Here is an 11,907-nt window from a genome sequence, read left to right on the forward strand (position 1 = left end):
CTGTGTGCCCGCGCAAGGGTCAACGAGCGATCTCTAGTTTACGTCCGCGTTTTCGTCGTCGAGGGACTTCAAACTGATGGCAGGGTGCGTGGGTGCCTTGGCCAAAGACATCGCGAATCCCGAGGTGAACAGGGACATCATGAGCGATGTGCCTCCGTAGGAGACGAACGGCAGAGGAACGCCGATCACCGGCAGCAAACCGGTCACCATGCCGATATTCACGAAAGCCTGGCCGATGAACCAGGCGAGAATGCATCCAGCGGCCAGCCTGACGAATCGGTCGGTCGAGCGCAGAATGATGCGTGCGAGGCACAGCGCGAGGACGACGAAGAGCGCCACGACAACACAGGTTCCGATGAAACCGAGTTCCTCGCCCAGAATCGCGATGATGAAGTCATTGTGGGCTTCGGGAAGATAGCTGTATTTCTGGCGTGATTGCCCTAAACCCTCGCCCCACCACGACCCCGTGGCCAACGCGGCCATACCGGAATTGGCCTGATAGCACTCCTGCCCTTGCGTGCAGGTCGACGGCACGAGCCAGGTGATCACGCGAGACAAGCGGTGTGGGCGCGCGATGACGACCAACACCATCACGACCAAACCGATGAGGAACGATCGGGTGAAAATCTTGCGCGGGGCACGCGCGAACCATAGGGCGCTCGCGTAAATCAGCACGAAGACGATGCACGTACCGGCGTCTCCGCCGATAATCACCAAACCTGCAACCGCCAAGAAGCCGAGGCTCGACGGCAAAAGGGCATCGTGAGCGCTTTCGGAGACCCGAGTGGATTTGACCAGGGACCATACGACCCACAACATCAACGAGAACTTGGCGATCTCGGAGGGTTGGAAGCTGAAGGCACCCACGGCGAGCCAGTTCTGGTTGCCGTTGACTTCTTTGCCCATCGGAGACAAAACCAGAAGCAGTAGAACAAGGGAAATTCCCATGAGCCAATAGGTGAGCCTCTGGTTCTTCCAAAAAGAGATCTTGATTCGGGATGCCACGAACATCGCGACAATCCCACCGAGTGCAAAGATCCCCTGGCGCAGGAACAGCCCGTAGGGCGAGAGGCCCCGGCTGAGTTGCTCGACTGAGGATGCGGACAACACCATCATGCAGCCGAGGACCGTCAGCCCGATCGAGGACACCGCAATCCCGATCGATGCGCTCGACATCGAACCGGTAGCCACCCATCGGTAAAGTGGTCTGGTCACGTACCGGTAGCCCTCGGCCACTCTGGTCCACAGGGTGTCCTTGCGGCGATTCTGCGGGCGTTCCGGGGCTGGGGTGCTCATGAGGAATGGTCCCCTTCTTCGCTCTCATCGTTCTGGATGCGCTCCACGAGTTCGGTCACCGACTCTATGAATGCGTCTCCCCGTTCGGCGTACGACGTGAATTGGTCCATCGAGGCAGCCGCCGGCGCCATGAGCACGGTGTCGTCGGGCTTCGCGAGCCCGTGCGAGATTCGGACGGCCTGGGCCATGATTGACCGACCGTCGTCCCGGGAGACACCGGTCCCTTCGACTGCGCGAAGCACAGTGACGTTCGGAGCGTGACGGTTCAGGGCCTCCGTCAAGGATTGCGTATCCGTCCCGATGAGCACCACGGCTTTAAGGCGCTCGGCGTGTTTGGCCACCAGGTCGTCGTAAGCCACACCTTTGGACAGACCGCCCGCAATCCAGATCACCGGCGAGAAAGAACTCAGCGAGGCGTCGGCGGCGTGCGGGTTGGTCGCCTTGGAGTCGTTGACCCACAGCACCCCATGCGTGTTGGCAACGGGCTGGATGCGGTGGGCTCCAGGTTCATAGGACCGAAGGCCATCCCGTACGGCAACCGGCTCCACGCCGGCGGCCCGCGCGAGTGCCGCCGCCGCCAAAGCGTTCTCCACGGTGTGTCTGGTCGGCAGCTCACCGGTGTCCTGCACTCCGGCCAACTCCGCGGCAGAGCTTCGGCGTTCTTCGATGAAAGCCCGATCCACGAGCAAGCCGTCCACGACGCCCAACTGGGAAAGGTACGGCGTGTCCGTCGTGAACGAAATCGCGCGGCACCCCTCCTGGACGTCTGCTTCTTCGACCATTTTTTCGGTCAAGGGCACCGACGCATTGTAGACGCAGGCGACCCTCGTGTTTTCGAATACTCGGGCTTTGTCCGCCTGATAGTTTTCGTAACTGCCGTGCCAGTCAATGTGGTCTTCGGCGATGTTGAGAACGGTCGAAGCCAAGGGCGCGACCGAATACGACCAGTGAAGCTGGTAGCTGGACAGTTCGACCGCGAGGACGTCGTACTCAACCGGATCGCGCAGAGCATCCAGGATGGGAGTTCCGACGTTGCCCACGGCGATGGCTTTGAGACCCGCAGCCTGAAGGATCGATGCGGTCATACCGACCGTCGTCGTTTTCCCGTTGGTCCCGGTAATGCATACCCACTCGGCGGTTTTGCGCCCTTCGCGCTTGCGCAAACGCCATGCGAGTTCGACTTCACCCCAGATCTGCACGCCTTCCTGCGCGGCTTGGGCGAGAATGCCCAAGTTAGGGCGCAGGCCGGGTGAGGTGACGACCACATCGGGACGCTCGCCGTCGACGTCGGGCAGTCTCTGCATGGCGCCTTCGCCCAGAACGATTTGCGCAGCGCCCACGATCCCCAAGGTCTGCTGCTTGTAGCGGTTTTCCTCATCGTCCTTGCCGTCCACGACGACGACACGCGCACCAAGCTCGATCAGGGTATCGGCTGCGGCGAATCCCGAAACGCCGATCCCGGCAACGACGACCCGCAGACCGGTCCAATCCGAGTCCCAGCTGGTCAGCGACTCGAGCCGGGGATTGTCGACGAGAGGGTTCTCTTGGGTCGAGCGCATTATACGGTTACACCTCCGTGGCCGATGAGCCAGTCGCCGTAAAAGATTCCGAGAGCAAGGGCCACGAAGAGGCCGGCGATGATCCAGAAACGGACCACCACGGTCACCTCTTTCCAACCTTTGAGTTCGAAGTGGTGCTGCAAAGGCGCCATCTTGAACACACGTTTGCCTCCGGAGAGCTTGAAGTATCCGACCTGAATGATGACCGATGCGGAGATCATGACGAACAGTCCGGCCATCAGGACGAGAAGGATTTCGGTGTGGGTCAGGATCGCGAATGCGGCCAGCGCACCACCGAGACCCAAGGACCCGGTGTCCCCCATGAAAATGGTCGCCGGAGAGGTGTTCCACCATAGGAAACCGATCAGGGCTCCCACGAGCGCGGCGGCAACAATCGAAAGTTGCGCCGGATCGCGCACCTCATAACAGACCGATCCGAGGGTGTGCGGTTCGCACAAGTGGTTCGTCTGCCACATCGAGATCATGAGGTACCCGGAAAAGACCAGGATCGAGGCGCCCGTCGCGAGTCCGTCCAGACCATCCGTCAGGTTAACGGCATTGGTCGTGGCGGTCGAGATCAAATTGGCCCAGACGACGAACAAGATGATGCCCAGCACCGGTATACCGAAAGACAGATCCAGCCAAGGGATGTCCCGAGTCCAGGAGATGTGCGTCGATGCGGGGGTCCAACCGTTCTCGTCCGGAATCGTCAGTGCGAGAACGCCGAAGACGATGCCAACCGTGCCCTGGAGAATGATTTTCCCCTTGGCCGTGAGACCAAGGGACTGCTTCCGGGCAATCTTCTTGAAATCGTCGATGAAGCCCACTCCGGCCATGCCCACCATGAGGAAGAGCAGGAGGAGCGCGGAGACCGACGGTACAGGGTTGCCACCGAAGACGAGACCGTTGATGACAAGTGACAAGAAGAACGAGGCCAAGGTCGCGGCGATGATCACAACGCCACCCATGGTCGGTGTCCCGCGCTTGGTCTGGTGGCTCGTGGGGCCATCCTCGCGTATGAATTGGCCGTACTGTTGCCTGACCAAGAACTTGGTGAACAGTGGCGTCCCGATGAGGGAGAGGATGAGGCCAAAGGCCGCCGCCAACAAGATGGAAATCATGCGGTACTTTGCGCCTTTCTACCTAGATTCGTTTCCGGGCCGATGGACGCCGGTCTGGTCCTGAGCAACTCTATCCCCCAAGAACCGCAAGCCAGCGCCGTTGGAGGATTTGAAGAGGGCGATGTCGCCCTCACGTAGTTCTCGCTGCAGGATTTCGAAGGCCTGGTCGGCAGTCTCGACCCATACCGCTTCTTCGCCCCACGAACCTTCCAGATGAGCGGCGTTGAAGATCGGTGCGGCTTCCTTCCCGATCGCGATCAATTTGGGGATGTTCAGGCGGACGACGTCGCGCCCGAGCTTATCGTGTTCTTCCCTCGAGGACTCACCCAGCTCGAGCATCGGGCCCAGAACAGCCCACGTTCTCCGCGGGGGTCGGGCATCGCGGCCCATCTGGGCGAGCGTTCTCAACGCCGCAGCCATTGATTCGGGGTTCGCGTTGTAGGCGTCGTTGATGATAGTCACTCCGTCCGCACGATCTGTCCGTTCCATGCGGTACCGGCTTCCGGCGGCGAGCGTATTCAGTCCTTTCGCAATGTCGCTGGTCGGAACCTTCGCGAGGAACGCAAGGGTCGCCGCTGCCAATGCGTTGTACACATGGTGCTCACCGATGAGCTTCGATGTGACCTCATACTCATTCCCGTCGGGGAAGCACAGGCGAAACTGAGGACATCCGGTCTCATCGGTACGCAACTGTCGGGCCTCGACGATCGGCGCGTCGGCTTCGCGAACGTGCCGGTCCTCGACGCCGAAGTACATCACGGGCGCCGAAGCTTTGGACGCCATTGCCGCGACTCGTCCGTCGTCGATATTGAGGGCCACTCCCCCAGTTTCCGCGACTCCGTCGGCGAGCTCGGACTTCGTGATGGCGATGTTTTCCACCCCGCCGAATTCCCCGGCGTGCGCCGTTCCGACCTTGAGGATCGCCCCGAAATCGGGAACGACCATGTCGCAGAGGTACCGGATGTTGCCTAGATGATTCGCGCCCATCTCGATCACGAGATAGCGGGTATCGCGGTCCGCTCGGAATACTGTCAGAGGCACCCCGACCTCGCCGTTGTACGACCCGATGGGGGCCACCGTGGGCCCGTGCTGGCTGAAAATACCCCGAAGCAGATCCTTGGTCGTGGTTTTTCCTGCGGATCCGGTGATCCCGACGACGGTCACGTCACCCTCTGCCCGCAGTCGGGAAACGACTTCGTGCGCCAACCGTCCCATGGCGTCGACCACGTTCGGGACGATCACGGACGGATACACTTGGCTGTTTTCGTCAGTGACCTGGCGCTCGGCAAGAGCCAGCGGAGAACCGGCTTCCCGAGCGGTACCGATGAATCGATGGCCATCCGTCACCTCACCCGGTTTCGCAATGAACAGCGACCCGTGGGTCACTTCCCGTGAATCTGTCGTCGCGGAGGTGCAGAGAACCGCGTCGGTGGACGCCTCATCGAGACCAGCAATCGTCCCTCCGACGGCGTCGGCGATTTCTCGGGCTGATAATTCGATCATCGTTTTCCTCCTGCGGCGTCCTGACGGGCTTCCCAAGAGCGAAGCGCACTCCGCAATTCCTCACGGTCGTCGAGAGCATTGTCAACGCCTGCGATATCTTGGCTGACCTCATGGCCTCGACCGGCCACCAGAATTGCGTCTGCCGGATCGGCCAGCTCGACGGCTCGGGCAATCGCTTCGGCCCGAGGCGCGATGTTTTCGACCGACTGGGCGCGGGCGCCCTCGTTGCTGGCTTGTCGAGCTCCTGCGGCCACTGCTTCGCGTATAGGGCCGGGCGCTTCGTTATGAGGGTCGTCGTCCGTCACGATCACGATGTCCGCGTGTCGTGCAGCGACCGCGCCCATGATCGGTCGTTTCGTCTGGTCTCGTTGGCCGGTTGCGCCGAAGACGACGATGACCTTGCCCGGGCCGTCTTCTCCGGGGTCAACGGCCGCGAGGGCACGTTCCAGAGCGTCAGCATTGTGCGCGAAGTCCACGATGGCAACGGGTTTCTGTGCGATTACCTGCATCCGACCGGGCACGAGGGGGGTCAAGGTCGCAACGTGTGACAACGCTTCGGAAAGGGCTTTCTGATCGACGCCCGATTCGGCGACCATCGCCACGGCCAACGCGGCATTCGACACGTTGAAGTCCGCGGGCAGGCCGGTTTTGGCGCGGAACTCTCGCCCGTCACGGTGCCTGAGTTCGAAGCGATGACCGATTCCGTCCGGCTCAACGGACGTGAGTCTCCAATCGGCATCGGGAACAGGCTGGGATCCCCGGTCGCCGGTGCCGTATCCGGTCCAGAGGGTCACAACCGATTCGTCGCCCTGCTCGCCCCGGGCGGTACTGGCCATCCAATGGCCCCAGTCATCATCTATCGTCACAATGCTGCGTCGCGAATGGTCGGGGCTGAAAAGCTGCGCTTTGGAAGCGGCATAAGCTTCCATGGTCCCGTGGAGGTCCAGGTGATCCTGTGTGAGATTGGTGAACCCCGCGACGTCGTACACCAATCCGTCCACGCGCTTGTAGTCCAGGGCGTGAGAGGACACTTCCATAGAAGCTGCGGTGATCCCGTGTTCCCTCATCACGGAAACCAGAGAGTGAACGTGAGTGGATTCCGGCGTCGTGAGTTGGCTCGGGATGGCCTGTCCCCCGGCAAGTATTTCAATTGTTCCGATGAGTCCCGTGGTATGGCCGAGAGCCGCCATGATCGAGTTGATCATGTAGGTGGTCGTGGTCTTGCCGTTGGTTCCGGTGACCGCGAAAAGTCGCTGTACCTCCGGCGATGCTGGTTGGCTGGCATAGATATGCGCCGCCAGCGGACCTACGACGTCACGGACCCGTTCGACGATCACGACGGGCAGGGTCACGGTCAGCGCCCGTATCTTGGACAAGCCGGCCTCGTCCGTCAGGATTGCGACGGCTCCTCGGGCGGCGGCAGCTTCGGCAAAATCTGCGCCGTGTGCGTTGGCGCCGGGCAGCGCAACGTAGAGGTCGCCGGACTGAACTTCCCGAGAATCCATGCTGATTCCGGCCGCTGATACCGCGGGGGTGCCTTCGATCCGGGCCCGCTGGCCGCGGTGCTCGATGGCTCCAACTAGTTCTTCGAGGGTCCGCGGAGCTACATTGCGAGGACGCAGAGTCTGTGCGGTACCGTCCAGGCTGTTTTCGCCCGAACCGGGTTCATGGCCCACGGACTGATCCTCAAGGGGCATGTGAGCGATCCTTCTCTCATGGTTGGGAGTGTGTGATGTGGTTCTTCGGTGTCGTGATCTTTGTCGGGGCACTGAGCCGTCCGATGAGGCTCATCCCCGCGCAATAGCTTAGTATCGCTCTCTATCCTTGTTCCCCATCTGTGAACTTCGGAAGCGCAACAGGCTTGGACGTCGAGTGGGGAACCTTGTAGTACTGCAGAACTTTCTCCATGATCTTAGAGAAGACGGTCGTGCATCCGATCGCGGTCACCTCGCCCTGCGGACGCTGCAGCACGATCCCTACCAAATACTGAGGGTCCTCTATGGGCGCGACGCCGATGAAGGAGGTCGTGTAACCGTCGTACCCACCGCCCTTGTCCGCAGGGGCCTCCGCGGTGCCAGTCTTTCCGCCGACGCGCCATCCTTTGACTGCAGCTTCCTTGGCGCCGCCCGCGGTGATGACGGTTTCCATGATGTCCTTGACCTGTTGGGCAGTCTTCTCTGAGATGATCCGTTTGCCCTCGGACACTGGACGTTTATCCTCGTTGCCCTGGTGATCCACGACCGCGTCCACAATGCGTGGCTTGAGCTGGACCCCGTCGTTGGCCACGGCCTGATAGGCCATCATCGTCTGGAGAGGCGTTTGAGAGACGCCCTGGCCAAACAGAACGGTGTACTGCTGACGGACGTCCCAGTCCTTCGCTTTGGTCAGGATGCCGCGGTTCTCACCCGGAAGCTCAATTCCTGTGAGGCTTCCCACGCCGAATTTCTTGAGCCAATCATGGCGTTGGTCCTTGCTCAATTGCTTGCCGGCCAGGACGGTACCGGTGTTCATGGAGTCAGCGATGATTCCTGCCAAAGTGCGCTTCTCTGGTCCATGGTCGAAGGCGTCCGTGATCGTTTGGCCCTCAATGTGCAGTTCTGCGGGAACGTCGAACCCGGACTTCGGCGTCGAAAGTCCTTCTTCGATCACGGCGGAAGTCGTCAGGATCTTCTCGGTCGAACCCGGCTCCGTGGCCGCGCTCACTGCCCTAGCGGCAAAATCCCCGGTATTCGCCTTTTCGTAATTGTTGGGATCGATCATCGACGAATCGGCCAAGGCCAGGAGGGAACCGTCTTTAATGCGCATGACCACGGCGGTACCCCACTCGGCTCCTAGCTCATCCGCACGGGCTTTGACCTGCTGTTGCGCAAAATATTGGATATCCCGATTGATGGTCAGGCGAATGGTCTTGCCATCCTCAGCGGGCTGGTTGATGTCCTCGCCGACCGGAATCCGGATTCCGTCGGCGCTGATCTCATAGACCCGTTCGCCGTCTTGCCCGGTCAGGTCGGAGTTGAACTGCAACTCGATACCGCCGGCAGCACCTTCGGAATTAAGGAACCCTACAACGGAGCCGCCAATGGATCCGTCCGGGTAACTACGTTTGGACACCGGTTCGGAATAGATGAATTCGGCGCCGATGTCCATGATCGCGTTGTAGACGTCCGGAGTGACTTCCTCGGCGATAACGGCGTACTTGCTGTCACCGTCCAGACTGTCCTTGACCTCGTTGTCCGGCTTCTTGAGGATGTCGGCGAGCTTGTACACGACGTCCTGAACGCTGAGCTCTTCGGCTTTCTTGTCCTTGTTGTACCGCTTAACCGGAGCTACTGCCGTCTGGTCCGCCGTGATCTTGTAACGCTGAATCGATCGCGCCAGAACATTGCCGTCCACATCGTGAATTTCGCCCCTCAAGGCAGGAATCTTCTGGGTACGACGACGATCATCCAACGCTTTCTTCGCCCGGCCAGTCGGGTCAATCGCCTGTACGTAGAAAAGGCGCCCCACCAAAAGGGCCAGCATCGCCAGGAAAGCGGAAATTCCGATAAAGCTTCGACGGAGTATTCCCTGTGCCTCAGGGGACTGAGAGTCCTGTGCCCCATCGATGTAGCGGTCATCGCGGGGACCCTCTGGACCAGGGTCGCCCGGCCGATCCTCCGTAGAATCCACTGACTCCTCTTCCTGCCCCAATGCCTAGCGGCCGGGGGAAACGTCGCGACGGTTGGTTGGCTCGCGCCTCACTCCACGGTCTGCGGCATTCCTCCGAGGGGAACGCCGTGGCGGAAGTCCTCAGTCTAAGGCCTCGGCCTCACCTGTGTTGCTCAAGCCAACCTATGGGGTCTGCCACGGGCAGACGTCCAATCTTTCGAAAGGGTTAGTTATTTCCCCGGTCCTGGCCGTTATGGGATTGTTGTTCGGAGTCCGACGACGAGCTCGAGCTCTGAGAAGGCTTGGATGAGTCCGAATCCTTCTCCTCGGTCTTCTGCTTCTGCTTCTCCGCCTGCTTCGCGGCATCCGTTTCGCTGTTCAGAGGCGGATCGATCAAGTTGGTCTGACCGTTCTTTTTGGCTTCTTCCTTGTCAGCAGGAGCTTTCTCGGCCGGAGTCGGGGTTCCGGAGACCGAAGAGTTCTTGAGATCCAGTTGCGCTTGATCCGATGCGGAGACCATTCCCAGCTGGGAAGCCCGAATCGCCAGGTTCTGGGGAGCCTGGTGATATTCGATCTCCTGGCTGGCCTTCTGATTCTGTTCGGACAACGAACGCTGCTCATCCCGCAATTGCACCAAATCATACTGGTTCGAAGACATCGAGATGTTCAGCAGCAAGACCACTCCCAACGTGACGCAGACGCCCAGAACCGTGGCGACAACCAAGGACAATCGACGGCGACGACGCGCCACGGGCTGAACCGCGAGCGGTTTCCGACGGCGAGGTTCCCCGCCTTCGGCAAGCTCGTGCTCTTCCTCGTGGACCTCGGTATCGCCGACGACGCGGAGGTTGCGTCGCTCTTTAACCGCGCTCAGGTGGAGGGCGGCGGGTGCATCATTCTCGGTTTCCGAGTCTGTGTACTGCGGTTCTGCACTCATGCTGCCGTCCTAGGTTCACGGATACGTTCTGCGGCGCGCAACTTGGCGGATGCCGCTCGGGGATTGCTTTCTATCTCCTCGTCGGTTGGGCCTTCAGCCCCGCGTGTCAAGATCTTGACTTCGGGCTGGTGCTCTTCCAACTCGACCGGAAAACCTTTTGGAGCTTTGGAGACGGACAGGGCCGTCATTGCTCGCTTCACAATTTTGTCCTCAAGTGAGTGATAGCTCATGGCTACGACACGGCCGCCGAGGCATACGGAATTCAAGGCCTGTGGCACAGCCCTCTCAAGAGCTTCAAGTTCATGATTAACTTCAATACGTAGAGCCTGAAAGGTTCGCTTGGCCGGATGCCCTGAATTTCTCTGGACGGCCATGGGAATCGACTTCTGGATGATGCTCACTAGCTCGCCCGTACTGGTAATCCGGCGATCCTGGCGAACCTCAACCAGAGATTTAGCTATACGCCCGGCAAATCTTTCTTCACCCCAGTCGCGCAAGATCTTGCGCAAGTCACCTTCGTCATATTCGTTAACGATTACCTCAGCGGTCAGCTCGTCGTCCGAGTTCATGCGCATATCGAGGGGAGCATCGTACGAGTAGGCAAAGCCTCGCTCCCTCTCGTCGAGCTGGAGTGAAGATACGCCGAGGTCGAAGAGAACACCGCTGACGGTATTGAGGTTGTTGTCCTCGAGAATTTCGGGGATTTCGTCATAGACGGCCCGAACCGGAATAAACCGATCGCCGAAGCGCTCGAGCCGTTTCCCGGCGAGCGCGTGTGCTTGAGGGTCGCGATCAACGCCCAAGACCGTGAGATCGGGAAATCTGTCGAGCAAGTATTCCGTGTGACCCCCCATGCCGAGGGTCGCATCGATGACGACGGGATGATTACCACGAAGAGCGGGGGCCAAGAGGCTGATGCAGCGTTCCAATAGGACAGGAACGTGTCTTTCATGCGCAGGCCGCGACCCAGGTGAGGTCTCCGCGTCCATCAAGGCCTCCGTTCCATGGTCCGACCAACGCCCGACATTTGACTATTGCTCGCTGGCATTCCATGCCGGTAGCGACCTCTGATACCTGATCCCCATCCAAACAAGCTCGGCCCTCATTCGGCCTGGCTCAGGGGAAGTTGAGCCAGGACGATTCCGAGCTGCCGGCTGGAGATCACGCACCAGAGATCACATCAGGCCGGGAATAACCTCTTCGTCAGTTTCCGAGAATTCCGATTCCTTTTCCTGCAGGTATTCGTCCCAAGCCTGAGCGTCCCAAATCTCGGCCCGGGTTCCGGCACCGATCACGGCGAGCTCCTTCTCGAGTCCTGCATATCCCCTCAGCGAGGACGGGATGGTCACCCGCCCCTGCTTGTCGGGAACTTCATCCGAAGCTCCAGAGAGAAACACACGAATGTAATCTCGGGCCTGCTTGGAGGAAATCGGAGCCTCGCGCATTTGTTCATGCACCCGCTCGAATTCCGCCTGGCTGAAGACGTAAAGGCATCTTTCCTGTCCCCTGGTCAGAACCAAGCCCTCCGAGAGCTCGTCCCGGAACTTGGCAGGCAGGATAAGACGCCCTTTGTCATCAAGGCGAGGCGAGTACGTTCCGAGGAACATTCGCCACCGCCTCCCCTGATTACTTTCAGTGCACCCTCTGCTTCAGATGCGAGGGAAGATAAGGAACCACCCTTGTCTCCCCTGCGTGCCCCACTTTACTCCACTTCCCTCCACACGCAATACTCTCTCGTCAATACTCTGAGTCTCGTTGCACTTTTCCCCCCACATTCCGCGAATTCATGGGGATCGAGGTGGCCTCAAGAATTTGCTGTACATGCTGATTCATCCCGCAGAAC

The 11,907-nt window shown here is 60.1% G+C and carries 9 protein-coding genes; all 9 read right to left on the bottom strand.

Features of this window, described 5'->3' with window-relative positions:
- Positions 1 to 33 precede the first annotated feature (33 nt).
- Positions 34 to 1,296, bottom strand: coding sequence for a putative lipid II flippase FtsW (gene ftsW / locus sake_RS08465; RefSeq protein ID WP_129360956.1), 1,263 nt, complete (start codon positions 1,294 to 1,296; stop codon positions 34 to 36).
- Positions 1,293 to 2,855, bottom strand: coding sequence for a UDP-N-acetylmuramoyl-L-alanine--D-glutamate ligase (murD, locus tag sake_RS08470; RefSeq protein ID WP_129360957.1), 1,563 nt, complete (start codon positions 2,853 to 2,855; stop codon positions 1,293 to 1,295). Before murD ends, ftsW begins: the two co-directional genes overlap by 4 nt.
- Positions 2,855 to 3,976, bottom strand: a complete 1,122-nt coding sequence (gene mraY, locus sake_RS08475) for a phospho-N-acetylmuramoyl-pentapeptide-transferase (protein WP_129360958.1) — start codon at positions 3,974 to 3,976, stop codon at positions 2,855 to 2,857. Before mraY ends, murD begins: the two co-directional genes overlap by 1 nt.
- Positions 3,977 to 3,994: 18 nt before the next feature.
- Positions 3,995 to 5,479 carry a UDP-N-acetylmuramoyl-tripeptide--D-alanyl-D-alanine ligase gene (gene murF, locus sake_RS08480; protein ID WP_178945821.1) on the bottom strand — a complete coding sequence of 495 codons (1,485 nt, stop codon included), beginning with the start codon at positions 5,477 to 5,479 and terminating at the stop codon, positions 3,995 to 3,997.
- Positions 5,476 to 7,176, bottom strand: coding sequence for a UDP-N-acetylmuramoyl-L-alanyl-D-glutamate--2,6-diaminopimelate ligase (locus sake_RS08485; protein ID WP_129360960.1), 1,701 nt, complete (start codon positions 7,174 to 7,176; stop codon positions 5,476 to 5,478). The genes murF and sake_RS08485 overlap by 4 nt, the downstream gene beginning before the upstream one ends.
- A 121-nt stretch (positions 7,177 to 7,297) precedes the next feature.
- Complete coding sequence (locus tag sake_RS08490; RefSeq protein WP_243155669.1) at positions 7,298 to 9,148, bottom strand: penicillin-binding protein 2; 1,851 nt, start codon at positions 9,146 to 9,148, stop codon at positions 7,298 to 7,300.
- A 205-nt stretch (positions 9,149 to 9,353) separates the two neighbouring features.
- A complete protein-coding gene (locus sake_RS08495; RefSeq protein WP_129360961.1) occupies positions 9,354 to 10,064 on the bottom strand; it encodes a hypothetical protein in 711 nt (236 codons plus the stop codon).
- Positions 10,061 to 11,053, bottom strand: coding sequence for a 16S rRNA (cytosine(1402)-N(4))-methyltransferase RsmH (gene rsmH / locus sake_RS08500; protein WP_129360962.1), 993 nt, complete (start codon positions 11,051 to 11,053; stop codon positions 10,061 to 10,063). Before rsmH ends, sake_RS08495 begins: the two co-directional genes overlap by 4 nt.
- Before the next feature lie 186 nt (positions 11,054 to 11,239).
- Positions 11,240 to 11,671 carry a division/cell wall cluster transcriptional repressor MraZ gene (gene mraZ / locus sake_RS08505; protein ID WP_129360963.1) on the bottom strand — a complete coding sequence of 144 codons (432 nt, stop codon included), beginning with the start codon at positions 11,669 to 11,671 and terminating at the stop codon, positions 11,240 to 11,242.
- Positions 11,672 to 11,907 lie beyond the last annotated feature (236 nt).

Origin of the sequence: Kocuria sp. TGY1127_2 (assembly GCF_013394385.1) — a bacterium.
Lineage (GTDB): Bacteria > Actinomycetota > Actinomycetes > Actinomycetales > Micrococcaceae > Rothia.

What these genes read in the sequence shown, in the direction of transcription:
- sake_RS08485 (WP_129360960.1), bottom strand. Translation starts at nt 7,176, where the DNA reads ATGCCCCTTGAGGATCAGTCCGTGGGCCATGAACCCGGTTCGGGCGAA.
- mraY (WP_129360958.1), bottom strand. Translation starts at nt 3,976, where the DNA reads ATGATTTCCATCTTGTTGGCGGCGGCCTTTGGCCTCATCCTCTCCCTC.
- sake_RS08495 (WP_129360961.1), bottom strand. Translation starts at nt 10,064, where the DNA reads ATGAGTGCAGAACCGCAGTACACAGACTCGGAAACCGAGAATGATGCA.
- rsmH (WP_129360962.1), bottom strand. Translation starts at nt 11,053, where the DNA reads ATGGACGCGGAGACCTCACCTGGGTCGCGGCCTGCGCATGAAAGACAC.
- murD (WP_129360957.1), bottom strand. Translation starts at nt 2,855, where the DNA reads ATGCGCTCGACCCAAGAGAACCCTCTCGTCGACAATCCCCGGCTCGAG.
- murF (WP_178945821.1), bottom strand. Translation starts at nt 5,479, where the DNA reads ATGATCGAATTATCAGCCCGAGAAATCGCCGACGCCGTCGGAGGGACG.
- ftsW (WP_129360956.1), bottom strand. Translation starts at nt 1,296, where the DNA reads ATGAGCACCCCAGCCCCGGAACGCCCGCAGAATCGCCGCAAGGACACC.
- mraZ (WP_129360963.1), bottom strand. Translation starts at nt 11,671, where the DNA reads ATGTTCCTCGGAACGTACTCGCCTCGCCTTGATGACAAAGGGCGTCTT.